We start from the raw sequence: 25,219 nt of genomic DNA on the forward strand, positions 1-25,219 counted from the left end.
CCGCACCCGCGAACCCAAACCGCCATCATGAGTGTCAGCGATGTCCCAAGACATAAGTGTCAGCGATGTCCCGAGACACCACAGTTCGCCCAGCGACGGAAATCGCGCCGAAGTCACCGGAGACTAGGCCCGGCGGAGCCGGCCGAGCTCGTCGAAGGCCTGCGCCCAGCCGCTGAGCCGGTCGGTGGCGTCGGCCAGCTCGTTGCGATAGCGCTGGGCCGACATCGGCGAGCTGGACAGCGAGCCGGTGTTGGCCGCTGACACCAGTTGCGCTGCGGCGGTGACCATTTCGTTGTACTGCCGGACGCCGTGGCTGAGCTGGGCGGTGAACGCATTGATGGTCGGCGCCAGATACGACCGCGAGTTGGGCGTCTCCATGGCTGCCCGCTCCATCGAGACCACCTCGTCGGCGGTGGCAGCCATGGTTGCCGCGGTACGGCTGGCCGCGTCGGTGAGTTCGCGAATCTCCTCCGGCGGCAACATGTTCCCCCGGGTCATCACGCCGAGCAGGGAATGCAGCCCGCGCTCGGAGGCGCCCAGCGCCGACATCGCCGGCCGGGCCGCCGACCCGTGCGGGGGCAGCCTGCGGCCGCTGACCTGACGCGCCGGGGGCAGCGGCTCGGATCGCAGCCAGCGATACCGCAACAGCAACAGCGTCGCGGGCGCTGCCGCCCCGGCGGCGATCACACCCGTGATGATCAGTCCCCACACCGGCGTGCTCCACGTCGCGAGCAGCCCGGTGACGGCCACCCAGAACACCGTCGCGAAACCGAAGAACAGGCCCAGCCGCAACGACCAGCGCCGCTTACGCAGCAGCCGGGCACGCGGATCGGCCGCCGCATTGAGCTTCTGGGCGGCGACGTCGGCGTACTCGCTGACGGTGTCGATACCGCGCTGCATGGCCGAACGCCATTGGCGCGATGCGAATCCCGGCTTGTCCGGTGTCACCGCCATCGAATACTCGCCTCCTACTGGCCTAGTGGCTTCTCAGGCTCGGGTGTGCTGGGCTGGGCGGCCGGGGTGGCCGGCGCGGGAGTGGCCGCAGGCGCGGAGCCGGACGGCAGCGCCTCACCACGCATGGAGGCGCGGATCTGCTCGAGCCGGGAATGACCGGCCATCTGGACGCTGGCCTGCTGGACCTCCATCATGCGGCCCTGCACCGAGTTCTGGGCCAGCTCGGCCGCACCCATCGCGTTGGCGTAGCGGCGCTCGATCTTGTCGCGGACCTCGTCGAGGCTCGGGGTGTTGCCGGGGGCGGCGATCTCGCTCATCGACCGCAGCGAGGCGCTGACCTGCTCCTGCATCTTGGCCTGCTCGAGCTGCGACAGCAGCTTGGTGCGCTCGGCGATCTTCTGCTGCAGCACCATCGCGTTCTGCTCGACGGCCTTCTTGGCCTGACCGGCGGCCTGCAGCGCCTGGTCGTGCAGGCCCTTGAGGTCCTCCACGCTCTGCTCGGCGGTGACCAGCTGCGCGGCGAACGCCTCGGCGGCGTTGTTGTATTCGGTGGCCTTGGCGGCATCACCACTGGCGACGGCCTGATCGGCGAGCGTGAGCGCCTGGCGGACGTTGACCTGTAGTTTCTCGATGTCGGCGAGCTGACGGTTCAGCCGCATCTCAAGCTGACGCTGGTTTCCGATCACCTGGGCGGCCTGCTGGGTCAGCGCCTGGTGCTGACGCTGGGCCTCTTCGATCGCCTGCTGGATCTGCACCTTCGGATCGGCATATTCGTCGACCTTGGAGCTGAAAAGCGCCATCAGGTACTTCCACGCCTTGGTGAACGGATTGGCCATCAGTTGCCTGCCTTCGTATCGAGTGCCGCAGTTAGGTCGTCTCGCCCAATTTATCGGTTCCCGATGCCCAGCCACACCCTTGTCCGCGTGTGGGCCGAGGCCCGCCCCGATCGGTGGGTCAGGCGACCGCCATCGCAACGGGCTGCGGGATGACGACCTTGGTGGCGACGTCGATCACCCGGTCCTGCGCCGGCACCGAGGTCAGCCGGGCGAGGCGCTCACGGTCGGCCATTTTCATCCCGGCATCGGACAGCACCCGCGACAGCGGGACATCCAGAGCGGTGCAGATCGCGCTGAGCAGCTCGCTGGAGGCCTCTTTGCGGCCGCGCTCGACCTCGGAGAGGTAGCCGAGGCTGACACGAGCCGAATCGGACACCTCACGAAGGGTGCGTCCCTGCGAGGTGCGGGCGTCGCGAAGCACGTCGCCGATCACCTCACGCAGCAGTACCGCCATTGGGGTGTCCTCCTCCACGAGTTGCAACAACTACTGCAACGCCGAGAGGATCCGTTTTGGTTCCCAGGAAACCTCAAGTTCGCTCGACCAGGCCCGACAGCCGGGTGATCGCCGCGCGGACCGCGGCGAACCGGATGTCCCAGCGCGCGCCGTCGAGGTACAGCTCGGCGACCTCGGTGGGGCCCGGACCGGCCAATCCGAGGTAGACCGTGCCGACCGGGTGCCCGCCGTGCGGTTCCGGACCCGCCACCCCGGTCAGGCCGACGCCCCAGGTGGCCGCGCAGCGCGCCTTGGCTCCTTCGGCCAGCGCCGCCGCCGTCGGCGCCGCCACCGGCCCGAACTCGTCGAGCAGCGCCCGCGGGACGCCGGCCAGCGCGATCTTGGTCTCGACGGTGTAGGTGACCAGCCCGCCGCGCAGCACCGCGCTGGCGCCGGGAACCCCGGCCAGGGTGGCGGCCAGCAGCCCGGCGGTCAGCGATTCCGCGGTGGCCACGGTCTGGCCGCGGGCGGTCAGCAGCGCGATCAGGCCGCGGGCGGCATCATCGACCAGCGGATCGTTCACGGGAATCCCGGATCGCCGACACCACGTAGTCGAGGCCGGTGAGCACCGTCAGCACGACCGCGGCCCACATGATCACCCAGGCCACGGTCAGCCAGGGCGCCGGCCAGCTGTGCAGCGGCAGCACGAACAGGCCGATCGCGACCGCCTGGACCAGTGTCTTGAGCTTGCCGCCGCGGCCGGCGGGGATCACCCCGTGGCGCAGCACCGCGAAGCGCAGCACGGTGATGGCCAGCTCGCGGGTCAGGATCACCACCGTCACCCACCAGGGCAGGTCGCCCAGCATCGACAGCCCGATCAGCGCCGCACCGATGAGCATCTTGTCGGCGATCGGGTCGGCGAGCTTGCCGAACTCAGTGACCATCCCGTAGGTCCGGGCCAGCGACCCGTCGAATCGGTCGGTGATGACCGCGACCGTGAAGATCACGAAAGCGGTTATCCGCGCGGGGGTTTCGTGGCCATCACCGGAAAACAGGAACAGCAGGAAGATCGGGACCAGGACCAGCCGGATGCCGGTCAGCAGGTTGGCGACGTTGGCCACCCGCACGCGCGGGACCGCCGGACCGGTTTGGGGTTGTCCCGACACGGCATCAGAATATCGGTTGGCAGGTCGGGGCCTGACGCCCGATACTCTGCTCCCGTGAACCATGATGTCGCCATCCGCCGCGCCCGCACCTCGGATGTCCCCGACATCAAGCGTCTGGTCGACACCTACGCCGGCCGAATCTTGCTGGAGAAAAACCTGGTCACGCTGTACGAGGCGGTCCAGGAGTTCTGGGTGGCCGAGCTGGCCGGCGAGGTGGTGGGCTGCGGCGCGCTGCACGTGCTGTGGGCCGATCTCGGCGAGGTGCGCACGGTCGCCGTCGACCCCAAGATCAAGGGGCGGGGCATCGGTCACGCGATCGTCGACCAGCTGCTGAAGGTCGCCCGCGAGCTGGAGCTCGAGCGGTTGTTCGTGCTGACCTTCGAGACTGACTTCTTCGCCAGGCACGGCTTCGCCGAGATCGAGGGCACCCCGGTGACCTCGGAGGTGTACGAGGAGATGTGCCGTTCCTACGACATCGGTGTCGCGGAGTTCCTCGACCTGTCCTATGTGAAGCCCAACATCCTCGGCAACACCCGGATGCTGCTGTTCCTCTGATTGCGTTGAGTGAGCGCTGACGCCGCGATCGGCCACGCTTTCGCGGCCTGAGCGCTCACTCGATGACGGTGTGCATAGCCGACAGCACGAACGCGGGTCGGCTGGCAGCGTTCACCGGCATGACACGGGTGTTCGTGGGCAGCGAGGCGTTGGCGCAGGGACGGGTCAACCGCTACCAGCTCGCGAACTTCCATCAACGGGTTTTCCCGGACGTCTACGTCCCGTGCGGCGAGCTGACACTGCGCGAGCGCACCGTGGCCGCCTGGTTATGGTCGGGCAGGCAGGCAATCGTCACCGGCTGCGCGGCCGCGGCGCTGCACGGCGCCCGATGGGTCGATCCGGACACCCCGATCGAGCTCAACTTCGCCAACAATCGCAGCCCGCACGGGATCGTCACCCGCCGTGAAACCCTGCTGGCTTCCGAACTCACGCACCACGGTGGCCTGCCCGTCACGACGGTCGCCCGCACCGCGTTCGACCTGGCCCGCCGCGGTGCCTCCATCCGCCGCCGGATCGCCCACCTTGATGCGCTGGCCAACGCGACCCACTTTCTCACCGCCGAGGTGCTCGAGATCGCGCAGGCGCATCCACATGTGCGCGGCGTCCGGCGACTGCGCTCCATCGTGACCGCCGTCGACGCCGGCGCACAGTCACCCCAGGAGACCTACCTGCGGCTCGACCTGATCGCCGCCGGCTTTCCCCGGCCGCAGACGCAGATCCCGGTCGCGCGACCCAACGGTCGCCGGTACTACCTCGACATGGGGTGGCCCGACATCCTGGTGGCCGTCGAGTACGACGGTGAGCATCACCGCACCAGCCGGTCGGCCTATGCCACCGATCTCGAGCGCCACGACTACCTGATGTCGCTCGGTTGGATCGTGGTGCGCGTACTGGCCGACCACCGCCGGGCCGACGTGATCAGCCGCGTGCAGCGGGCGTGGGACGCCCGATCACAGCGCGCCGCAAGTTGATTGAGCGCTCACGTCGCATTCCGGGGCGACATGTCAGACGTGAGCGCTCACTCGGCGTCGTCGTCGTAGTACTCGTCGCTGTCGTCGTCGCCGCCCCCGCCGCGGATCGCCATCAGGGTCGCGGCGAGTTCGTCGGGCTTGACCAGCACCTCGCGGGCCTTGGAGCCCTCCGAGGGCCCGACGATGCTGCGGGTCTCCATCAGGTCCATCAGGCGGCCCGCTTTGGCGAAGCCGACCCGCAGCTTGCGCTGCAGCATCGAGGTGGACCCGAACTGCGAGGACACCACGAGCTCGACGGCCTGCAGGAACACGTCCATGTCGTCGCCGATGTCGGGGTCGACGTCGGACTTGTCGCCGGAGGGCTTGGCGGAGGTGACGCCCTCGGTGTACTCCGGTTCGGCCTGGTCCTTGCAGGCCTGCACGACGGCGTGAATCTCCTCGTCGCTGACGTAGGCGCCCTGCAACCGCTCCGGCTTGGAGGCACCCATCGGCAGGAACAGGCCGTCGCCCATGCCGATCAGCTTCTCCGCGCCCGGCTGGTCGAGGATGACCCGGCTGTCGGTGAGCGAGGACGTCGCGAAGGACAGCCGCGAGGGCACGTTGGTCTTGATCAGGCCGGTGACGACGTCGACGGACGGCCGCTGGGTGGCCAGCACCAGGTGGATGCCGGCCGCGCGGGCCTTCTGGGTGATCCGCACGATGGCGTCTTCCACGTCACGCGGTGCGGTCATCATCAGGTCGGCGAGCTCGTCGACCACGGCCAGGATCAGCGGGTAGGGCTTGTACACCCGCTGGCTGCCCAGCGGCGCGGTGATCTCCCCGGAGCGCACCTTGGCGTTGAAGTCCTTGATGTGGCGCACCCGGGAGGCCTGCATGTCCTGGTAGCGCTGTTCCATCTCCTCGACCAGCCAGGCCAGCGCCGCGGCCGCCTTCTTGGGCTGGGTGATGATCGGCGTGATCAGGTGCGGGATGCCTTCGTAGGGCGTGAGTTCCACCATCTTCGGGTCGATGAGGATCATCCGCACCTCATCGGGGGTGGCCCGGGCGAGCAGGGACACCAGCATCGAGTTCACGAAGCTGGACTTGCCCGAGCCGGTGGAGCCGGCCACCAGCAGGTGCGGCATGTCGGCCAGGTTGGCCGAGACGAAGTGGCCTTCGATGTCCTTGCCCAGGCCGATCACCAGCGGGCGGTGGTCACCGCGGGTGGACGGCGCGGTGAGAACGTCGGCCAGGCGCACCATTTCGCGGTCGGTGTTGGGCACCTCGATGCCGACGGCGGACTTGCCGGGGATCGGCGCGAGGATCCGGACACTCTCGGTGGCCACCGCGTAGGCGATATTGCGCTGCAGCGCAGTGATTTTCTCGACCTTGACGCCGGGCCCCAGCTCCACCTCGTAGCGGGTGACGGTCGGGCCTCGGGTGCAGCCGGTGACGGAGGCGTCGACCTTGAACTGCTGCAGGACGTTCGAAATCGCGTCCGTTATCTGGTCATTGGCTGCACTGCGCCGCTTCGGCGGGTCACCGGCGACCAGCAGGTCCAGTGACGGCAGGTGGTAGGGGCCTTCGACCACGCGGTCCATGACCTGGGTCTCCGGGGTCTCCGGCTTGGGGGCGGGCGGCTTCTTGCGTCGCGCCTTGACCGGCTCCGGAGCAGTCGGGGCGTCCTCGTCGAGCGGATAGTTGTCCAGCGGCGTGCCCACCGGGCCGTTGGCCCCCGGCCAGGCCGGCGCCTCGTCGGTGTAGGACCGCGGATCGTCGTAGTAACCGTCGGAGAAGTCTTCTGGCGCAGCCTGTTCGACGACGTCCTGCGGCTCGTCCTCGTCGTAATCGTCGTCGTACTCGTCGTCGTAGCGGCGGGTGCTGAACATCGAGTAGAGCGTCTCGGGCACCTCGCGGATGGTGGTGCCGGTCAGCAGCAGCAGCCCGAACAGGGCGGCGATGATCAGCAACGGGGTGGCGATCCACGGGGACAGGCCGTCGGACAGCGGTCCCCCGATCGCGAATCCGATGAAGCCGGCGGCGCGTTGGCGGGCGGCTGGATCCTGGGGGGCGCCCGACCACAGGTGCCACAGCCCGAGCACCGGCAGCGCGACCATCGCGCAGCCGAGGATCAGGCGCGGGCGGGCGTCCGGGTTGGGTTCGGTGCGCATCAGCAGCACGGCGATGACGGCGATGGCGATCGGCAGCAGCACGACGGCCCCGCCGACCAGCGTGCGCAGCACCGAGTCGATCCACGCGCCCACCGGGCGCGCGGCGTCGAACCAGGAACTGGCCGCGATCACCACCGCGACCGCCAGCAGGCCCAGCGCGAGGCCGTCCCGGCGATGTCCCGGCTCGATATCGCCGGCCCGGCCGACCGAACGGGCGGTCGAGCCCGCACCCTTGGCCAGCATCAGCCAGGTCGCCCGCGCGGCGCGCCCACTGGCTGCTGCTGCGGTGGCGACCGGCGACGCGTTGCGTTTCTTGGCAGGCTTGCGCCGCGGCGCCGGCTTGGCCGACCGCGACGCACCCTTTGACCTGGTCGTTCGCGCGCTTGAGCGAGCGGCCGTCTTGTTCGCCATGCGGGTCAGCCTAGTCCCAATCGCCCCAACTGCACCACCCACAACACCCGTTACACGGCGCGTCGTTGCCAGACTGCGACCAAGCCAGAAAATCGGCTCCCGCCGCTGACCGGGACCCCATCGTGCGGCGATATGAAGCAGGGCTAACGTAAGCGCCGTCACACCCGGTCCCGAAGAGCTGAGGAGCTCGCCCATGCCCGTCGTCGTCGTTGCCAGCTTCACCGTCAAGCCCGAATCCGTCGACGCCGTACGCGAGGCCTGCAAGAAGGCGGTCGCGGCGGTCCACGAAGAGCCCGGTTGCGACCTGTACGCCGTGCACGAGGCCGACAAGACGTTCGTGTTCGTCGAGCAGTGGGCCGACGCCGACGCGCTTGCGGCGCACAGCACCGCGCCCGGCGTGACCACGCTGTTCGCCGAGATCGGCGAGCATCTAGACGGCGCTCCGGACATCAAGATGCTCACCCCCATCCCGGCCGGGGACCCCACCAAGGGCCAGGTGCGTCCCTGACGAGCGCTCGCGCGAGGAAACGAGGACACAGCCATGGGTGAACTCGACGGCAAAGTCGCCCTGATCACCGGCGCGGCCCGCGGCCAGGGCCGTGCGCACGCAGTCAAGCTGGCCTCCGAGGGCGCCAGCATCATCGCGGTCGACCTGTGTCAGCAGATCGCCAGCGTCCCCTACCCGCTGGCCACTCCGGAGGACATGGCCGCCACGGTCAAGCTCGTCGAGGACACCGGGGCCCGGATCGTCGCCCGGGAGGCCGATGTCCGCGACCGCTCGGCACTCAAGGCCGCGGTCTATCAGGGCATCGAGGAACTGGGTCGGCTCGACATCGCGATCGCGAACGCCGGCATCGCCCCGATGACCGACGAGAACGCCTGGCAGGACGTCATCGACGTCAACCTGACCGGGGTCTATCACACCGTCGACGTGGCGATGAAGCCGATGATCAAGCAGGGCGACGGCGGTGCGATCGTGCTGACCAGCTCGGTGGCCGGCTTGGTCGGCATCGGCGCCCCGATCGCCGGATCGCTGGGTTACACCGTGGCCAAGCACGGTGTCGTCGGCCTGATGCGGGCTTATGCGAATTTCCTTGCCGCGTTCAATATCCGGGTCAACTCGGTCCATCCCGCCGGGGTGAACACCCCGATGATCGACAACGAGTTCACCCGGTCCTGGCTCGACGGTCTGGCCCAGCAGAACTTCGGCGGCCCGGACATGACCAACGCCCTGCCGGTACAGACGCTGGAACCCGAGGACATCGCCAACGCGGTCTACTACCTGGTTTCCGACGCCGGCCGCTATGTCACCGGGGTGACGCTGCCCGTCGACGCAGGCTTCGTGAACAAGCGCTGAGCACTACGATCGGGTGACGATGACACCCGATCTGGCCCTCACCAGCGTCCCGACCTGGGCGGTGCAACGCTGCTGCCCGCCGGCCGATCTGACCGGTCGCCATGCGACGGTGCTGGCCATCGGGGCCGACGCCGCCGAGATCGCCGCGCGGTGGGCCGACGAGATGAAAGCCGCACGTCCCGATGCGGATGTGCGGGTCCACCGGGTGGCCGACGCCACCGCGGCGTGCACCGCGCTGGAGACCGATCTGGCCGATGCGGTGGTCGGCTGGCGGCTGCTGCTGGCCGGCCCGGCGCACGCGTGCCTGCGGGTACGCGCCCGGGCGCTCGACCTCGGTGCCGCCGACGACGAGATCACCGTGGCCAGTACCGACGTGGCGACCCGCGACATCTACTGCGCGCACTGCCGAGCCATCACCACCGCTCCGGTGGACCTGACCGAGGAGGTCAGCTGCCCGGGCTGCGGACGTCACCTGCTGGTCTACCACCACGTCTCCCGGCGGCTCGGCGCGCACCTCGGCTTCGCCACCACGGCCGACCCGGCCCGATGAGCACGCTCACCCTGGAGGTCGTCGGGATCGACGACCGGGTGCCCGAGATCAGAACCCTGACCCTGGCCCGTCCCGACCGCACCGTGCTGCCGTCGTTCACCCCGGGCAGCCATCTGGTGATCCAGTGGCCCGGCGGGGCCAACGCGTACTCGCTGACCGGCGAGACCGCGGCCCCGCGCGAGTACGTGGTGTCGGTGCTGGCGTGCCCGAACGGCCGCGGCGGATCGCGCTGGATACACCGGGATCTGTGCGTCGGCGCCACTGTCGAAGCCCATTCGCCGCGCAGCGCGTTCGCGCCCGTGCTGCGCGCCAGGCGACATCTGTTGATCGCGGCCGGAATCGGTATCACCCCGATGGTGTCGCACCTGCGCAGCGCCCGGCGGTGGGGCCGCGACACGCAGCTGCTCTACGTTCACCGGCCGGGGCGGGGCGCCTATCTCGATGAAGTCGCCGCGCTCACCGACCACGCGTCGGTGTTCAGCGACCGCGCCGCCTTCCTGGCCGAGCTGCCACCGGCACTGGCCGGCCAACCGTTCGGCACGCATGCCTACCTCTGCGGCCCAAGCCAATTCATCGACGATGTGGTGGCCACCGCCACCGCGCTGGGCTGGCCGCCGAGCCGCATCCACGTCGAGCACTTCGGCGGTGACCTGGCACCGGGTGATCCGTTCGAGGTCGAATTGGCGTCGAACGGCGAGGTTTTCACCGTCGAATCGGGTATCTCGCTGCTGGAGGCGCTGGCGATTCACGGGCACACCGTCCCCAGCCTGTGCCGCCAGGGGGTGTGCGGCGAATGCCGCGTGCCGGTGCGATCCGGCGTGGTGGTGCACCGCGACCTGTACCTGACCGACGAGGAGCGCCGCGGCGAGATGATGGCCTGTGTGTCAAGGGGATCCGGCCGGCTGGAGCTGGGACTGTGACCGAGCTGGTATCCGCGCCCGACCTGGTGGCCTCCTTCCCCTTCCCGTACACCGCCGACTCCTACCGGTACAGCACCAACATCGGCCCGGCCGCTGCGGTCGTGACCACCGCGACCGGGCAGTGGGGCCGGCGGGTGGTCGACATCGACAGCGAGTACGCCCACGAACTCGCCGAGCGCAGGCGCATCCTGGCCGCCGACCCGTCCCGGCACGCGGTGTTGCCGCACATGCGCGTCGCCTGCTGGGACACCATGCTGGCGTTGATGACCGAGTTGGCCACCGGCTACCCGGCGACCATGTCCCTGACCCGCGACGGTGACACCTGGCATTGGCGCAACGAATTGCTCGGCATTGCACAGGATTTCGTAATCGGCGACGATTCCAGCCTGCCGTGCGATCCGCTGGCCTACATCGCCGGGCAGGTGCAGGAGGACATCGTCCTGCTCGACCAGCGCGACGGTGACCTGTTCGCCGACGCCGGGGTGGTGACGTTCGCCGCGGGCTGGTCGTTCGGGTTCGACGTCGGGATGACGTTTCTGGAGATCCACGGGCCGGTCCCCCGGCTGCGCGAAACCGGGGTGATCACCCGGGCCCGCGAGTTCCTGATGCGCCTGCAGGCAGGCGAGGCATACCGGCGCACCAATTGGTCGATGACGGTCGGACGCCGCCTGGACGTGTCCACCGAGACCTTTCCCGAGTGGCTGCCCGAACCCCGGGACCTCGACGCACTCGACGACGACGAGTTCGGGCGGCTCATCCATCTGCGGGTGGAGGTCCAGCACCTGATCCGGCTGCCGGAGTCCGGCGCGATCTGTTTTCTGATCCGCAGCTACATGCTGCCGCTGGCGGATGTCGCCACCGTCGAGGACTGGCGGGCCCGGATGGCGGCCGTACTGGCCGAATTGCCGGGTGACATGGCCGAATACAAAGGTCTGAGCGCGTACCGGGACCGCGCGGTGAGCTGGCTGAGGTCGCGCAGCGGAGACTAGACCTCGATGACGGTCGGCACGATCATCGGCTGCCGACGGTAGGTCTCCCCCACCCACTTGCCGACCGTGCGCCGCACCACCTGAGCGATCCGCACCGGATCGGTGACATGGTCGGCGGCAAGCGATTCCAGCTCCGCCTGGACCCGGCGGGTGATCGGCTCCAGCGCCTTGGGATCTTCGGAGAAGCCGCGCGCGTAGAGATGCGGCGGCGCCGCCGGCTTGCCCGTCCCGCGGTGCAGCACAATCGTCGCCGCGATGAATCCAGAGCTCAGGATCAGCCGCTCACCCAGCGTCGCGTCGCCCACATCGCCGGTGATGAGCCCGTCGACGAACATCTTGCCCACCGGAACCGCGCCCGCGATGGCGACCCGGCCGCCGACCAGGTCGACGCTGACGCCGCTCTCGGCGACCACGATGTTCTCCTCGGGCACGCCGCTGCGGGCGGCGAGCTTGGCGTTGGCGCGCAGCATCCGCCAGGTGCCGTGCACCGGCATCACGTTGCGCGGCCGCACCCCGTTGTAGAGGAACAGCAGCTCACCGGAATAGGCGTGACCCGAAACGTGCACGCGGACTTGCTGATTCGTCACGACCCTGGCACCGATCTTGGCCAGGTCGTCGATCACGCCGTAGACCGCTTCCTCGTTGCCGGGGATCAGCGATGACGACAGGATGATGAGGTCGTTGGAGGTCACCGTGATGCTGCGATGCTCGCCGCGCGACATCCGCGACAGCGCCGCCATCGGTTCGCCCTGCGTGCCGGTGGTGATCAGGACCACCTGCCCGGGCGCCATCTCCTCGGCCATCGCGATGTCCACGACGTCGCGGTCCTCTACGTGCAGGAAACCCAGTTCGCGGGCGATCGCCATGTTGCGCAGCATGGACCGGCCGACGAACGACACCCGCCGGCCCAACGCGATGGCGGCATCGACGATCTGCTGAACCCGGTCGACGTTGGAGGCGAAGCACGCGACGATCACCCGCTGCCCGTCGGCACCGCGCATCAGCCGGTGCAGGGTTGGGCCGATCTCGCTCTCCGACGGTCCCACACCCGGGATCTCGGAGTTGGTCGAGTCGCACAGCAGCAGGTCCACCCCGGCGTCGCCGAGCCGGGACATCCCCGGCAGGTCGGTCGGGCGGCCATCGAGGGGCAATTGGTCGAGTTTGATGTCGCCGGTGTGCAGCACGGTGCCCGCCCCGGTGTGCACCGCGATCGCCAGCGCGTCCGGGATCGAATGGTTGACCGCGAAGTACTGGCACTCGAACACCCCGTGCGTACTGCGCTGACCCTCGGCGACTTCGACGAACACCGGAGTGATCCGATGCTCGCGGCATTTGGCGGCCACCAGCGCCAGGGTGAACTTCGAACCCACCACCGGGATGTCGCCCCGCATCTTCAGCAGGAACGGGATGGCACCGATGTGGTCCTCGTGGGCGTGGGTCAGGACCAGGGCTTCGACGTCGTCGAGCCGGTCTTCGATGAGGCGCAGATCCGGCAGGATCAAGTCGACGCCGGGCTCGTCGTGGTTGGGGAACAACACCCCGCAGTCGATGATCAGCAACCGGCCGAGATGCTCGAAAACGGTCATGTTGCGGCCGATTTCGTTGATACCGCCCAGCGCCGTCACACGCAGGCCTCCCGGGGCCAGCGGCCCGGGAGGTGACAGCTCGGAGTTCATCGCCGCAGCCCGGCCGGCGCCGTCACCGCAGGACTCCCGCAGCGCGGAGGTCACCGGCCAGCTCGTCGAGCTGCTCGGGGGTGGCCGGCATCTGCGGCAGCCGCGGCTCGCCGACGTCGATGCCCTGCAACCGCAGCCCGGCCTTCGCCAAGGTGACTCCGCCGAGGCGGGCCTGCGCGGCGTTCAGCGGAGCCAGCGTCACACCGATCTTGCGAGCGGTGGCGATGTCCCCGGAGTTGAAGGCGGACAACATGTCCCGCAATTGGCTGGCGGCCAGGTGGCCCCACACGCTGATGAAGCCGACCGCGCCCATGGTGAGCCAGGGCAGGTTCAGCGCATCGTCGCCGGAGTAGTAGGCCAGCCCCGTCTCGGCCATGATCGCCAAGCCGCCATGCAGATCGGCCTTGGCGTCTTTGACCGCGACGATGTTCGGGTGCCTCGACAGAGTGCGCATGGTGTCCCACTCGATCCCGATGACCGAACGTGGCGGGATGTCGTAGAGGATCACCGGCAGGTCGGTGGCGTCGGCCACGGTGGTGAAGTGGGCGACCAGCCCCGCCTGTGGGGGCCGCGAATAGTAGGGCGTGACGACCAGCAGGCCGTGCGCGCCTTCGGCGGCGGCAGCCTTGGCCAGGTGCACACTGTGCGCGGTGTCGTAGGTGCCGGCCCCGGCGATGATGCGGGCGCGGTCGCCGACCGCGTCGAGGACCGCGCGCAGCAGGGCCAGCTTCTCCGCATCGGTGGTGGTCGGCGACTCGCCAGTGGTGCCGGACAGCACCAACCCGTCGCACCCGGAGTCGACCAGGTGGGTGGCCACCCGCGCCGCGGTGGCGGTGTCCAGCGTGCCGTCGGGCTTGAACGGCGTCACCATCGCGGTCAGAACGGTGCCCAGACGGGCGCTGACGTCGAATCCGCTGGTACTCACGGCCACCTAGATTACCCGGTCGGCATCGGCGCCTCCGCGATTACCCGGTCCGCCTCAGGCCTCGGTGATTACCCGGTCGGCCTCAGACCTCCGTGGCCAGCGGGGAGGTCGCCACCTCGGTCCCGTCGGCCAGTTCGGAGATCTCGAAGTCGGCGAATACCGCGGGCGCGACGTCGGCCAGCTGGCGCAGGCAGGCGATCGCCAGCCGGCGAATCTCCACATCGGCGTGTTCGCTGGCCCGCATCGCGATGAAATGCCGCCAGGCCCGGTAGTTCCCGCTGACGACGATGCGGGTCTCGGTGTCGTTGGGCAGCACCGCCCGCGCGGCCTGCCGCGCTTGTTTGCGGCGCAGCGTCCCGGGCTGGTCGGCGAACTTGGCTTCCAGCCGTGTCAGTAGCTCCAGGTAGGCGGCCCGGCTGGCGTCGGCCGCGTCCAGCAGGATCTGCCGCAGCTCCGGGTCGTCCTCCAGCCCGGGCGGCACCACCACCTGGGCATCGTCCTCGGGCACGTAGCGCTGGGACAGCTGCGAGTAGGAGAAATGCCGGTGCCGGATCAGTTCGTGGGTGCACGACCGCGAGATGCCGGTGATGTAGAACGACACCGACGCATGCTCGAGCACCGAAAAGTGCCCCACGTCGATGATGTGCTTGAGGTAGGCCGCGTTGGTGGCGGTCCGTGGATTCGGCTTGGACCAGCTCTGATAGCAGGCGCGGCCGGCGAACTCCAGCAGTGCCTGGCCGCCGTCGGCGTCGGTGCTCCAGGGCACGTCCTCGGGGGCGGTGAACTCGGTCTTGGCGATCAGCTGCACGCGCAGCGGCGCGGTCTCGGCCACGGGCTCACCTTAGTGCGCACGCCGCACCGGTGCGCTCGGCCTCCCACCGCGGTCCGCAACGGCGGCAGGCTTCCCCCGATCGGCGGACCCGAGGTTCATCCGCCGAAACAGCCGCTCGACCGACAGCCTCGATCACCGAACTGCGCGACAGTACTGGCGGCAGATCCGGAAAACCCGAGAGGTGGGCACCGTGGACGAGAAGATGAACGCCGCCATCAGGTCAGCGTTGCGGTTGGACTCCTCCGTGGACCTGACGACGCTGGAGTATCACGAAAGCCCCGGCTGGGATTCGGTGGGCCACATGGCCCTGGTGGCCGCGCTGGAGCTCGAGTTCGACTGCATGCTCGACACCGACGAGATCCTCGAGATGAACAGCTACGCCAGGATCACCTCGATCATGGCCGGCCATGTCTGAGCGGTTCGGGCTGACCGGCCGGGTCGGTGTGGTCACCGGCGCCGCGCGCGGAATCGGTGCCGCGGTCGCGGCAACACTGGCCGCGGAGGGCATGGACCTCATCCTCAACGATCACGGCGACCCCGACCGGCTGGATCTGTGCGCCCAGGAAATCCGTACGGCCTTCGGCGTCGCGGTGCAGACGCACCAGGGTGACATCGCCGAACCGGCGACGTCGGCGGAGTTGTCCAAGCGCGCCTTCACCTCCCACCGACGTCTCGACGTGTGGGTGAACAACGCCGGTGTCCTGCTCGACGGCTTGATCGGGATGATTCCCCCCGCGGACATCGACCGGGTGGTCGGGGTCAACCTGCTCGGGGTCCTGCACGGCACTCAGCAGGCGGCCCGGCTGATGACCCGCGGCGGCGGGGGGTCGATCGTCAACGTCTCGTCCATCACCGGGCGTTTCGGCAACAAGGGACAGCTCGTCTACGGCGCAGCGAAGGCCGGTGTGATCGGCGCCACGCTCTCGGCTGCAAAGGAATTGGCCCCGAACAACATCCGGGTCAACGCCGTGGCCCCCGGGCTGATCGAGACCGACATGGCGGCGCAGCTGCCCGCCGCGGGCTTCGCCGAACGCATGGCATCGATCGGCATGAACCGGATCGGGACGCCGCGGGACGTCGCCGACTGCGTACTTTTTCTGGCATCGGACCTGTCGCGGTACGTGACGGGTCAGGTGATCGGCGTCGACGGTGCGATGGTGATCTGAGATGGCCGGAATCGACCTGATCCACGGCGTGCGCGCGGATCGGCCGGCACTGCTCGACGATGCCGGTGGCGACTGGGTCACCTACGGCCAACTGGCCGACCTCGCCCGGCGGTGGGCCACCCGCATGAGCGGACCGCGCGGCCTTGTCTTCCTCCACCCCACCAACGACGTGGCCTCGGTGGCCGCGCTGATCGGCGCGTTCTCGGCCGGACATGCTGTCGCCCTGTTCGACCCCAGTCTTCCGCCGGCCACGCGCGCCGACCTGCAAGAGCTGTACCACCCTCGATGGACCGTCGAACCCCGATTCGATTCGGTACGGGTCTGCGGCGATCGAATGGATCTCAACCCCGACCTTGCCGTCCTGATGTCGACCTCCGGATCGACGGGTAGCGCAAAACTGGTTCGCCTGGCGGCGACGTCGATCCTGGCCAATGCCAGCGCAATCGGTGATGTCTTGGACATCGGTGACACCGATGTGGCGGTGGGGCACCTGCCCCTGCACTACTCCTACGGACTCTCGGTGCTGACCAGCCACCTCGTTCGCGGCGCTCGGGTCCGCCTGACCGCGATGGGCCTCACCGACAAGCGCTTCTGGCCGGCGGTGCGCGAAGCCGATGTCACCCATATGCCGGGCGTGCCGTTCCACCACCAGTTGATGATCAGACTGGGACTCGACCGGCTGCGACTTGACCACCTGCGCACCCTCACCCAGGCAGGCGGTCGGCTTGAGCCCGAATTGCGCAGGCGGGCACATCAATTCATGCACGACACAGGTGGGCGTTTCTACGTGATGTACGGTCAGACCGAGGCGTCCCCGCGGATGACCACCCTGCAGCACGCCGACTTCCCCGCCGCGCCGGATTCGGTCGGCACTGCCCTGCCCGGATGCCGCATCGAGATCCGAGACCCCGATTCCACCGGCCACGGCGAAGTGGTCTTCTCCGGGCCCAACGTGATGCTCGGGTACGCCCATTCGGCAGCCGACCTCGCCCGCGCCGACGATCTGGGAGGGCGCCTGCACACCGGTGACGTCGGCATGCTCGACGACGCGGGTCGGCTGACCCTCAGCGGCCGAGTCAGCCGGGTTCGCAAGCTCTTCGGAGTGCGCGTCAATGTCGACGAGGTCGAGGCCGCCGTGACCTCCTTCGGCCCCGGCGCGGTGACGCTCACCGGCGACCGACTGACCATCCACGCCGTCCGCACCGGCCGTCAAGCAGACGACGAGCAGTTCGGGCGAGCCGTTCTGGCCGGCCTCGAGCGGCAGTTCGCGATTCCGGCCAACCGCTACGCTCTCCGATTCATCGATGAGCTACCCCGGACCCGACGCGGAAAGATCGACTACCAGGCGCTGGAGGCCCTCTCGTGATCGACGCGCTCGCAACGGCGCTCGCCGCCGCGCCCCACAGCCTTCCGCAAGCCACCCGGGAGGCGTTGCTGTTGCCCGGTCTCAACGCACTCACCGAGCTGCACCACCGGTCCTGCCCGCCGTACGCCCGGATCATCGACGGCGCGTGGAGCGGGCCCGGGCCCGCGGGCCAACTCGGCGACGTTCCCTTTCTGCCCGTCTCGCTGTTCAAATTGCAACGGCTGCAGTCGGTGCCCGACGAGCAACTGCGGGTCGAATTGACCTCCAGCGGCACCACCGGGCAGGCGGTGAGCCGGATACTGCTCGACGCCGAGACCTCGATGATCCAGCAGCGCGCGCTCAGCAGCTCGCTGACGCATGTGATCGGCCGGCAACGGTTACCGATGTTGGTGATCGACACGCCGGCCGTGCTCGACGATCCGGCGATGATGAGCGCGCGTGGCGCGGGGGTGCTCGGGATGATGCGCTACGGGCGCCACCACACGTTCGCGCTGGATCGCAGCGGAGAACCCGACCTCGACGCCGTGCGAGCATTCCTCTGCGCCCATGCGGATCAGCCGGTGTTGATGTTCGGGTTCACGTTCCTGGTGTGGAGCGCCTTGTATGAGCACTTCCGCGACGCCGGCCTGGATCTTTCCCACGCGGTCTTGATCCACTCAGGTGGGTGGAAGACTCTGGCCGACCGCGCGGTGGACAACACCGTGTTCCGGGCCGCCCTGCGGCAGGCATTCGGCCTGACTCGCGTCCACAATTTCTACGGCATGGTGGAACAGATCGGCTCTGTCTTCCTCGAAGGCCCGGGCGGGCTGCTCTACCCACCGAACTTCGCCGACGTGATCGTGCGGGATCCGCTGACGTGGGAGGTGTTGCCGGTGGGCCGACCCGGGATCATCCAGGTGCTGTCACTGCTCCCGCATTCCTACCCCGGTCACAGCCTGCTGACCGAAGACCTTGGCGTGATCGAGACTGTCGACCCTGGCGAAGAAGGCTGGAACGGCAAGGGGATACGGGTTCTGGGACGGTTGCCGCGCGCCGAGTTGCGTGGTTGCAGCGACACGATGGCGGCGGCGTGATGGTCCGCATCTGGTCCCCCGAGCCCACCGCCGTCACCGAGGCCGCGCTCCTGGAACGTATTGCGGCAATGGTCTACGCCGGACAACCGCCGTGCAGCCCAGTGCTCGTCGAGATGCTCTCAACGCTGTCGCACCGCATTCTGGACGACACCGCCCTGGCCACCCCGCGGCACGTGGCGTTGGCGTACTGGCTGCGCCCCGCGGCGCTGAGCGGCATGATCGCCGAGCTGGCGGTAGCCAACAACAGCGGTCGGATCCGCGCGCCGCGAGGGCTCGCCCTTCACCTCCCACCGGCCAACGTGGACACCGTGTTCGTTTACTCCTGGGCGCTGTCCGCGCTGGCCGGCAACACCAATGTGGTTCGGCTGACCGAACACCTCACGCCGGAGACCGCGAGGTTGGCGGCTACCATCTGCGCCGTCGTCGACGAGTTCGGGCAATCCGACCGGAACCTGTTCTGCCGCTTTCCCTATGGCGGCGATCTCGAACGATCCATCTCGCGCCTTGTCGACCTCCGGCTGGTGTGGGGCGGGGACGCCAAGGTCGAGGCGGTCTCCGCCGTCCCGATCCGGCCCGATGGGGTGTCGATCGGATTCCCCGACCGCCGCTCGATGGCGGTCCTGGACTCCGCCAGCTACCGGCGGGCGGCATCGCCGGATCGCGACAAGCTCGCCGCCGCGCTCTTCAACGACATGTTCTGGTTCGACCAGATGGGCTGCAGCTCACCGCGGATCGTGGTCTGGCTCGGGGATCCCGGCGAGCTCGCCGAAGACTTCTACCACCGTCTGCATGACGTGGTCCGCCGGCGCGGCTACAGTGTGGATCCCGCGGTCGCGATGAGTAAGCTCACTCTCGCCAACAGCCTTCTCGCCCAGGGCATCACGACACACTTCCAGCGGTTCTCGGCCAGCCTCGACGTCAGCCGGACCGCCGACCCGGCCGCGGCGATCGCCCATCCGCACGGCGGCGGATTCGTCTGCGACTGGGTGGCAGACTCACTCGACCAGCTGGCGCGCGTCGTCGACCGCACGGTGCAGACGATCACCCACTTCGGCTTGACCACGGACGACGTGGTTCGTCTGGCCGAAGGGATCAGCGGGCGGGGTGGCTACCGGATCGTCCCGGTGGGCCAGGCGCTCGAGTTCGACTCGACCTGGGACGGGGTCGACCTGATCGCGCACATGACTCGGCAGATCGTCGTGCGATGACACCCGGCAGCATCAGCGCGGCAAGCGCCGAGATCCGCTCAGTCGACCGTCACACCGGCGCGGCGCATCGCGGTGGTGATCAGCTCGAAATCGATGCTGCCGTGTTCGCGCGCCAGCGCGTCGGCGTCGTCGCCGCGGCGCTCGGCGATCGCGTCCAGCATCTCGACATGGTCGTGTAGCGCGCGGACTTCCATCGAGCGCATCGTCGACGGTTCACCCCACAGGTGCGCGGGCGAGCCGATGCTCACCGTCGACTTCAGTTCCAGCAGAAGTTGTTTGATGACGTCGTTGTGCGCGGCATCCATGATCGCCAGGTGGAACCTGCTGTCGGCCTGCTGGGCGGCCAGCCCGGTGCGCGCGGCGCGGTAGGCCTCCAGCCGGGTGCGCATCAGCGCGAGGTCGGCCTCGGTGCGCGACTCCGCCGCCGCGCGGGCGACCACACCCTGCAGCCGGCAGACCGCGTCGCACCGGTCCCGCAGCTCGGCCAGCCGGATGCTCAGCGTGCGGCCCACCGCGTCGGTGGACGATTCGGGCCACTGGTCCAACACGTAGGAACCGCCACCGCGACCGCGTTTGGTCTCGAGCAGTCCCCGTTCCACCAGCCGGGCCAGGGCGGCCCGCACGGTCATCCGGCCCGCGCCCAGCGAGGCGGCCAGTTCGCGTTCCACGGGTAGCCGCGCTCCGGGCAGGTATTCGCCGATCGCGATCGCGGTGATCAGCCGGTCGGTGATCTCGTCGACCCGCGAGGGCGAATCCAGCTGCTGTCCGAGCAGGCCGGGGCCGTCCGGTGTGCCGTCGTGGGCCATGGGCCGCGCCCTCCTTCGTCACCGGTATGTTAATTCCCTTCAATGGTCTTGTCAGGAGACCTTTACCGGTCCATGCTGAGGACCATGGCAACCGAAACCACGATGGTGCCGTTCGGCGACCACCAGACCTGGGTGCAGATCACCTCCCCCGATGCCGTGCGAGAGCACACCGTGCCACTGTTCGTGCTGCACGGCGGCCCCGGCATGGCCCACAATTACGTCGCCAACATCGCCGCACTGGCGCAGGAAACCGGCCGGGTGGTCATTCACTACGACCAAATCGGCTGCGGGGCAAGCACCCACCTGCCCGATGCGCCCGCCGAGTTCTGGACGCCGGCCTTGTTCGTCGACGAGTTTCACACGGTGCGCGCCGCATTGGGCATCGAGCGCTACCACGTGCTGGGGCAGTCCTGGGGCGGCATGCTGGGCGCCGAGATCACCGTGCGCCAACCCGCCGGGCTGGTGTCACTGTCGATCTGCAATTCCCCCGCATCGATGGAACTGTGGATGCAGGGCGCCGCCGAACTGCGAGCCCAGCTGCCGCAGGAGGTCCAGGCCGCCCTGGATCGCCACGAAGCCGACGGCACCGTCACCGATCCGGAGTACCTCGCGGCCACCGAGGAGTTCTACCTTCGCCACGTGTGCCGGGTCGAACCGGTCCCGCAGGACTTTCTCGACACCGTCGCACAGATGGAAGCCGAGCCGACGGTCTACCACACCATGAACGGCCCCAACGAGTTTCACGTCGTCGGCACTCTGCGCGACTGGAGCATCATCGACCGGCTTCCCCAGATCACCGTCCCGACCCTGGTGATCGCCGGGGAGTTCGACGAAGCCACCCCGGCAACCTGGCGGCCCTACGTCGAACAGATCCCCGATGTCGTCAGCCACGTCTTCGACGACACCAGCCACTGCACCCACTTGGAAAAGCCCGCAGAGTTCCGCGCCGTCGTCGCCGCGTTCCTCGCCGCGCACGACAACTGATCACCCGACCGACAGGAACTGTCATGGACACACGGCAAGCCGAGCCCGAGGCCCAGCGCACGCTGGAATCGTTCGGCTACAAACAAGAACTGCACCGCTCGGTGGCCACCGTCGACCTGCTGGTCTACGGGCTGGTCTTCATGGTGCCGATCGCGCCGTGGGCGATCTTCGGCACGGTGTACAACAGCTCCGCGGGGATGGTCCCGCTGGTCTACGTCATCGGCCTGATCGCCATGGTCTTCACCGCGCTGGCCTACGCACAGATGGCCAAGTCGTTCCCGCTGGCGGGATCGGTGTTCTCCTACGTGGGCCGCGGAATCCATCCCGGAGCAGGCTTTTTCGCCGGCTGGGCAATCATGCTCGACTACGTTCTGGTGCCCACGCTGCTCTACGTGTTCGCCGCCGAGTCGATGATCGGCCTGTTCCCCGGCACCCCGCGCTGGCTGTGGGCCATCCTGTTCGTGATCGTCAACACCGTGATCAACCTGCTGGGCGTGGACTCACTGAAGATGGCCAACCGGGTGTTCCTGGCCATCGAGCTGGTGTTCGTGGTGATCTTCGTCTACATCGCGATCCGCGCCATCAGCGGCGGCTCACTGCCCGACGTCGGGTGGAGCACCGCCCCGATCTGGAACCCCGAGACCGTCAGCGCACCCCTGCTCGCCTCCGCGCTGTCCATCGCGGTGCTCAGCTTCCTGGGCTTCGACGGAATCTCCACGCTGGCCGAGGAATCCACCGGCAAGAAGAACCCGGCGGGCAAGGCGATGGTCGGCGCGCTGTTCATCGTGGCCTTCCTGTTCGTCGTGCAGACCTGGCTGGCCAGCCTGCTGGCCGGCGGCCGGGAATCCTTCAGCGACGACGAGGTGGGCAACGCGTTCTTCAACCTCGTGCAGGCCGCGTCGAACACCGGGTGGATGAACGCGTTCTTCGCCGTCAACGTGCTGGCGGTCGGCTTCGCCAACGCAATGGCCGCCCAGGCCGCCACCAGCCGGCTGCTGTACTCGATGAGCCGCGACCGGCAGCTGCCGAGCTATCTGTCCAAGGTCAGTTCCCGGCAGGTGCCGATGGCGGCGATCCTCACGGTCAGCGCGATCAGCGTGGTCCTTGTGCTGTTCTTCGTCGGCCAGATCGGGCTGATCTCGTCCCTGGTGAACTTCGGCGCGCTGTTCAGCTTCTGTCTGCTGCACGCCTCGGTGGTCTGGTACTACCTCGGGCGCAAGAAGTCCAAGAACTACCTGCTGCACCTGGTGGTGCCCGCGCTCGGATTCGTGATCATCGCCTACGTGTTGGTCAACGCCGACGCACTGGCCAAGATCGGCGGCCTGGTGTGGCTGGGGATCGGCGTGGTGGTGTTCCTCGTCAACAAGGCGCGCGGAGTCAGCGCAGGGCCCGCGCCAGAGCCGGAGCCAGCTCCCCCCGCTTCCCGACCGTGACCCCGCTCAGCCCCAGCCACGCCGCCATGGTCTGCAACTCGGCGGCCAGCGGCGGGGCGACGGCGGCCGGGTCGTGGCCGGGCTCGGTGAACGCGCCGACCACGTTGAGCGCATCGTTGGCCCGCTCGGCCTTGAGGTCGACCCGGCCGACCAGCCGGCCGTCGAGCAGGAACGGCCACACGTAATACCCGAACTGCCGCTTGGGTTCCGGAGTGTAGATCTCGATGCGGTAGTGGAATCCGAACAGCCGCTCCACCCGTGGGCGGAAGAAGATCAGCGGGTCGAACGGACAGAGCAGCGCGGTGCCGCGATCCACCCGTGGCACCGTGACCCCGCGGGAAAGGTAGGCCGGCGCCGACCAGCCGGCCACCTCGACTTCCTCGAGTTCGCCCTCGGCGACCAGCGCGGCCACCGCGGGCTTGCTCTGCTTGGGACTGAGCCGAAAATAGTCCCGCAGATCGGGTTCGGTGGCCACGCCCAGCGCCCCGGCGGCGCGCAGCACCAACTCGCGGACCGCCTCACGATCGTCCACCTCGCGGGTGAACACCTCGGCCGGCAGCACCCGCTCGCTGAGGTCGTAATGCCGGGCGAACCCGACCCGCGTCGCCGTGGTCAGCGCCCCCGACGACCACAGCGCCTCGGCCACCCACTTGGTCTCGCTGCGGTCCCACCACGGCCCCTTGCGGCCGCGCGGCTCCGATTCCAGGTGTGCTTCGATCTGACCCGCGGTACTCGGCCCGAGTTCGGCGACGGCAGCCAGAATGTTCTCGGCCAGCCGGGGATTCTTCTTGACGATCTCGGTGCCCCACCGGCCGTGGGTGTATTCGCGCATCCGCCAGCGCATCAGCGGCCAGTCCTCGACGGCCATCAACGCCGCCTCGTGCGCCCAGTACTCGACCAGCAGCCGCGGCGCCCGCGCGCTGTGACTCCATGCGGCGGCATCGAGGACGGTCCGGTCGTAGGGGCCGAGCCTGCTGAACACCGGGGCATAGTGCGCGCGCACCGACACCGACACCGAGTCGAGTTGTAGCACCTGAATGCGACCGATCAGCCGGCGCAGGTGCGCGCGGGTGACCGGTCCTCGCGGCTTGGGTTCGGCCAGGCCCTGCGCCGAAATGGCAACGCGGCGAGCCTGGTCGGCGGACAGCCGGGTCATGCCCGCTGGTAGCTGTGGAATCGGTAGCGCAGCCCGCTGCGGCTGTCCTGCCAGGGTCCCGACCTGCCGATCCAGGATTCGTCGAGGGCCGGGGCCAGGGCGTCGTCGTCCTCGAGGCGCAGGTCGATCTCGACCTCGGTCACCTCGGCGCGGGTGGCCAGCGGCAGGGCCAGGTGATAGATCTCCGACCCGCCGATCACCCAGCAGTCCTCGGTGAGGGCGTCTTCGAGGTCGGTCGCGACCGTCGCTCCGTGTGCCATGTAGTCAGCTTGCCGGGTGAGTACGACATTTCTGCGACCCGGCAGTGGGCGCACCGCCGCGGGCAGCGACTCCCAGGTGCGCCGGCCCATCACCACGGTGTGGCCCATCGTCAGGTCCTTGAACCGGGCCAGGTCCTCGGGCAGCTGCCACGGGATACCGCCGTCGCGGCCGATGACACCTGAGGTCGACTGTGCCCAGATCAGACCGAGTGTCATACAGCGACCGGCGCCTTGATCGCCGGGTGCGGATCGTAGTTGCGGATCTCGACATCGTCGTAGGTGTAGTCGAAGATCGAATCACGCTGGCCGAGAACGAGTTCCGGATACGGACGCGGGTCGCGGCTCAACTGTTCGGTGACCTGCTCGACGTGGTTGTCATAGATGTGGCAGTCACCGCCGGTCCAGACGAACTCCCCCACGTCCAGCCCGGCCTGGGCGGCCATCATGTGGGTCAGCAGCGCATAGCTGGCGATGTTGAACGGCACCCCCAGGAACAGGTCGGCGCTGCGCTGATAGAGCTGGCAGCTCAGCCGCCCGTCGGCCACGTAGAACTGGAACAGCGCGTGGCACGGCGCCAGCGCCATCTGCGGAATCTCGCCGACGTTCCACGCCGAGACGATGATCCGCCGGGAATCCGGATCGGTGCGCAGAAGGTGCAGCGCGGCGCTGATCTGGTCGACGTGCTCACCCGACGGCGTGGGCCACGACCGCCACTGAACACCGTAGACCGGCCCGAGATCGCCCGTGGGAGAAGCCCATTCGTCCCAGATGGTGACTCCGTGTTCGTGCAGCCAGGCGACGTTGGAGTCGCCGCGCAGGAACCACAGCAGCTCGTACACCACCGACTTCAGATGCACCTTCTTGGTGGTGATCAGCGGGAAGCCGGCCGACAGGTCGTAGCGCAGCTGGTGGCCGAACAGGCTGCGGGTGCCGGTACCGGTGCGATCCGATTTCGGTGTGCCGTCGGCGAGCACAAGTCGAAGCAGATCCTCGTACGGCGTGGCGATGGGCACGCCGCCCAGCTTACGTCCGGGCACAGGGA

Annotated in this window: 27 protein-coding genes; 14 read left to right on the forward strand and 13 right to left on the reverse strand. The window is 68.6% G+C overall.

What is annotated here, in order from left to right:
• Nucleotides 1-123: 123 nt before the first annotated feature.
• The 5 genes from MSZK_RS21325 to pgsA all read right to left on the reverse strand — a co-directional run bounded on the left by MSZK_RS21325 (nt 124) and on the right by pgsA (nt 3,389).
• Nucleotides 124-954, reverse strand: coding sequence for a hypothetical protein (locus MSZK_RS21325; RefSeq protein WP_099250604.1), 831 nt, complete (start codon nt 952-954; stop codon nt 124-126).
• 14 nt (nt 955-968) lie between these two features.
• Nucleotides 969-1,790, reverse strand: coding sequence for a phage shock protein PspA (gene pspA, locus MSZK_RS21330; RefSeq protein WP_099250605.1), 822 nt, complete (start codon nt 1,788-1,790; stop codon nt 969-971).
• Nucleotides 1,791-1,908: 118 nt separating this feature from the next.
• On the reverse strand, nt 1,909-2,244 hold the full coding sequence (gene clgR / locus MSZK_RS21335) for a transcriptional regulator ClgR (RefSeq protein ID WP_099250606.1): 336 nt from the start codon (nt 2,242-2,244) through the stop codon (nt 1,909-1,911).
• Between the two features lie 73 nt (nt 2,245-2,317).
• Entirely contained in the window at nt 2,318-2,806 is a 489-nt protein-coding gene (locus MSZK_RS21340; RefSeq protein WP_099250607.1) for a CinA family protein, read from the reverse strand.
• The gene (pgsA, locus tag MSZK_RS21345; protein ID WP_099250608.1) at nt 2,784-3,389 is read right to left on the reverse strand and encodes a CDP-diacylglycerol--glycerol-3-phosphate 3-phosphatidyltransferase; all 606 of its coding nucleotides are present in this window, start codon (nt 3,387-3,389) and stop codon (nt 2,784-2,786) included. The genes MSZK_RS21340 and pgsA overlap by 23 nt, the downstream gene beginning before the upstream one ends.
• Before the next feature lie 54 nt (nt 3,390-3,443).
• On the opposite strand from pgsA, the gene MSZK_RS21350 reads away from it, so the two are divergent.
• Nucleotides 3,444-3,944: an amino-acid N-acetyltransferase gene (locus MSZK_RS21350; protein ID WP_099250609.1), complete on the forward strand. Its 501-nt coding sequence runs from the start codon at nt 3,444-3,446 to the stop codon at nt 3,942-3,944.
• A 119-nt stretch (nt 3,945-4,063) separates the two neighbouring features.
• Nucleotides 4,064-4,915 (forward strand): endonuclease domain-containing protein, encoded by an 852-nt coding sequence (locus MSZK_RS21355; RefSeq protein WP_099250659.1) that lies wholly within the window; start codon nt 4,064-4,066, stop codon nt 4,913-4,915.
• Between the two features lie 47 nt (nt 4,916-4,962).
• Here MSZK_RS21355 and MSZK_RS21360 read toward each other — a convergent pair whose 3' ends face one another.
• Complete coding sequence (locus MSZK_RS21360) at nt 4,963-7,476, reverse strand: DNA translocase FtsK (protein WP_099250610.1); 2,514 nt, start codon at nt 7,474-7,476, stop codon at nt 4,963-4,965.
• A 193-nt stretch (nt 7,477-7,669) separates the two neighbouring features.
• Between MSZK_RS21360 and MSZK_RS21365 the strand changes: the two genes are divergently transcribed.
• Genes MSZK_RS21365 through MSZK_RS21385 form a run of 5 tightly spaced genes read left to right on the forward strand, consistent with a single transcriptional unit; the run spans nt 7,670 to nt 11,292 of the window.
• Entirely contained in the window at nt 7,670-7,984 is a 315-nt protein-coding gene (locus MSZK_RS21365; RefSeq protein ID WP_099250611.1) for a putative quinol monooxygenase, read from the forward strand.
• A 33-nt stretch (nt 7,985-8,017) separates the two neighbouring features.
• Complete coding sequence (locus MSZK_RS21370; RefSeq protein WP_099250612.1) at nt 8,018-8,833, forward strand: mycofactocin-coupled SDR family oxidoreductase; 816 nt, start codon at nt 8,018-8,020, stop codon at nt 8,831-8,833.
• Nucleotides 8,834-8,852: 19 nt separating this feature from the next.
• Nucleotides 8,853-9,383: a dimethylamine monooxygenase subunit DmmA family protein gene (locus MSZK_RS21375; RefSeq protein WP_099250660.1), complete on the forward strand. Its 531-nt coding sequence runs from the start codon at nt 8,853-8,855 to the stop codon at nt 9,381-9,383.
• Nucleotides 9,380-10,303 carry a PDR/VanB family oxidoreductase gene (locus tag MSZK_RS21380; RefSeq protein WP_099250613.1) on the forward strand — a complete coding sequence of 308 codons (924 nt, stop codon included), beginning with the start codon at nt 9,380-9,382 and terminating at the stop codon, nt 10,301-10,303. Before MSZK_RS21375 ends, MSZK_RS21380 begins: the two co-directional genes overlap by 4 nt.
• A gap of 5 nt (nt 10,304-10,308) precedes the next feature.
• A complete protein-coding gene (locus MSZK_RS21385; protein ID WP_099250662.1) occupies nt 10,309-11,292 on the forward strand; it encodes a DUF3445 domain-containing protein in 984 nt (327 codons plus the stop codon).
• Here the strand turns inward: MSZK_RS21385 and MSZK_RS21390 are convergent.
• The 3 genes from MSZK_RS21390 to thyX form a co-directional block, all read right to left on the reverse strand.
• Nucleotides 11,289-12,968 (reverse strand): ribonuclease J, encoded by a 1,680-nt coding sequence (locus tag MSZK_RS21390; protein ID WP_099250661.1) that lies wholly within the window; start codon nt 12,966-12,968, stop codon nt 11,289-11,291. The genes MSZK_RS21385 and MSZK_RS21390 overlap by 4 nt on opposite strands.
• 22 nt (nt 12,969-12,990) lie before the next feature.
• Nucleotides 12,991-13,893 carry a 4-hydroxy-tetrahydrodipicolinate synthase gene (gene dapA, locus MSZK_RS21395; protein WP_099250663.1) on the reverse strand — a complete coding sequence of 301 codons (903 nt, stop codon included), beginning with the start codon at nt 13,891-13,893 and terminating at the stop codon, nt 12,991-12,993.
• A gap of 82 nt (nt 13,894-13,975) precedes the next feature.
• On the reverse strand, nt 13,976-14,725 hold the full coding sequence (thyX, locus tag MSZK_RS21400; protein ID WP_099250614.1) for an FAD-dependent thymidylate synthase: 750 nt from the start codon (nt 14,723-14,725) through the stop codon (nt 13,976-13,978).
• 190 nt (nt 14,726-14,915) lie between these two features.
• On the opposite strand from thyX, the gene MSZK_RS21405 reads away from it, so the two are divergent.
• Genes MSZK_RS21405 through MSZK_RS21425 form a run of 5 tightly spaced genes read left to right on the forward strand, consistent with a single transcriptional unit; the run spans nt 14,916 to nt 19,538 of the window.
• Entirely contained in the window at nt 14,916-15,140 is a 225-nt protein-coding gene (locus MSZK_RS21405; RefSeq protein WP_199203428.1) for an acyl carrier protein, read from the forward strand.
• A complete protein-coding gene (locus MSZK_RS21410; RefSeq protein ID WP_099250615.1) occupies nt 15,133-15,891 on the forward strand; it encodes an SDR family NAD(P)-dependent oxidoreductase in 759 nt (252 codons plus the stop codon). Before MSZK_RS21405 ends, MSZK_RS21410 begins: the two co-directional genes overlap by 8 nt.
• A 1-nt stretch (nt 15,892) precedes the next feature.
• The gene (locus MSZK_RS21415) at nt 15,893-17,257 is read left to right on the forward strand and encodes an AMP-binding protein (protein ID WP_099250616.1); all 1,365 of its coding nucleotides are present in this window, start codon (nt 15,893-15,895) and stop codon (nt 17,255-17,257) included.
• Nucleotides 17,254-18,330 carry a hypothetical protein gene (locus MSZK_RS21420; protein WP_233211438.1) on the forward strand — a complete coding sequence of 359 codons (1,077 nt, stop codon included), beginning with the start codon at nt 17,254-17,256 and terminating at the stop codon, nt 18,328-18,330. Before MSZK_RS21415 ends, MSZK_RS21420 begins: the two co-directional genes overlap by 4 nt.
• Nucleotides 18,303-19,538, forward strand: a complete 1,236-nt coding sequence (locus tag MSZK_RS21425; protein ID WP_142389976.1) for an acyl-CoA reductase — start codon at nt 18,303-18,305, stop codon at nt 19,536-19,538. Before MSZK_RS21420 ends, MSZK_RS21425 begins: the two co-directional genes overlap by 28 nt.
• Nucleotides 19,539-19,576: 38 nt before the next feature.
• Here the strand turns inward: MSZK_RS21425 and MSZK_RS21430 are convergent, their stop codons facing one another.
• On the reverse strand, nt 19,577-20,344 hold the full coding sequence (locus MSZK_RS21430; protein ID WP_099250618.1) for a FadR/GntR family transcriptional regulator: 768 nt from the start codon (nt 20,342-20,344) through the stop codon (nt 19,577-19,579).
• A gap of 84 nt (nt 20,345-20,428) precedes the next feature.
• Between MSZK_RS21430 and MSZK_RS21435 the strand changes: the two genes are divergently transcribed.
• The gene (locus tag MSZK_RS21435) at nt 20,429-21,328 is read left to right on the forward strand and encodes a proline iminopeptidase-family hydrolase (RefSeq protein WP_199203429.1); all 900 of its coding nucleotides are present in this window, start codon (nt 20,429-20,431) and stop codon (nt 21,326-21,328) included.
• Nucleotides 21,329-21,351: 23 nt separating this feature from the next.
• Nucleotides 21,352-22,761 carry an APC family permease gene (locus MSZK_RS21440; RefSeq protein ID WP_099250620.1) on the forward strand — a complete coding sequence of 470 codons (1,410 nt, stop codon included), beginning with the start codon at nt 21,352-21,354 and terminating at the stop codon, nt 22,759-22,761.
• Here the strand turns inward: MSZK_RS21440 and MSZK_RS21445 are convergent.
• The 3 genes from MSZK_RS21445 to MSZK_RS21455 are packed head-to-tail and all read right to left on the reverse strand — an operon-like array spanning nt 22,706 to nt 25,190.
• Nucleotides 22,706-23,917 carry a winged helix-turn-helix domain-containing protein gene (locus MSZK_RS21445; protein ID WP_099250621.1) on the reverse strand — a complete coding sequence of 404 codons (1,212 nt, stop codon included), beginning with the start codon at nt 23,915-23,917 and terminating at the stop codon, nt 22,706-22,708. The genes MSZK_RS21440 and MSZK_RS21445 overlap by 56 nt on opposite strands.
• A complete protein-coding gene (locus tag MSZK_RS21450) occupies nt 23,914-24,393 on the reverse strand; it encodes a dihydrofolate reductase (RefSeq protein ID WP_099250622.1) in 480 nt (159 codons plus the stop codon). The genes MSZK_RS21445 and MSZK_RS21450 overlap by 4 nt, the downstream gene beginning before the upstream one ends.
• Nucleotides 24,390-25,190 (reverse strand): thymidylate synthase, encoded by an 801-nt coding sequence (locus MSZK_RS21455; RefSeq protein WP_099250623.1) that lies wholly within the window; start codon nt 25,188-25,190, stop codon nt 24,390-24,392. The genes MSZK_RS21450 and MSZK_RS21455 overlap by 4 nt, the downstream gene beginning before the upstream one ends.
• Nucleotides 25,191-25,219 lie beyond the last annotated feature (29 nt).

The sequence above is a fragment of the Mycobacterium sp. shizuoka-1 genome (genome assembly GCF_002723835.1).
Classification (GTDB): Bacteria; Actinomycetota; Actinomycetes; order Mycobacteriales; family Mycobacteriaceae; genus Mycobacterium.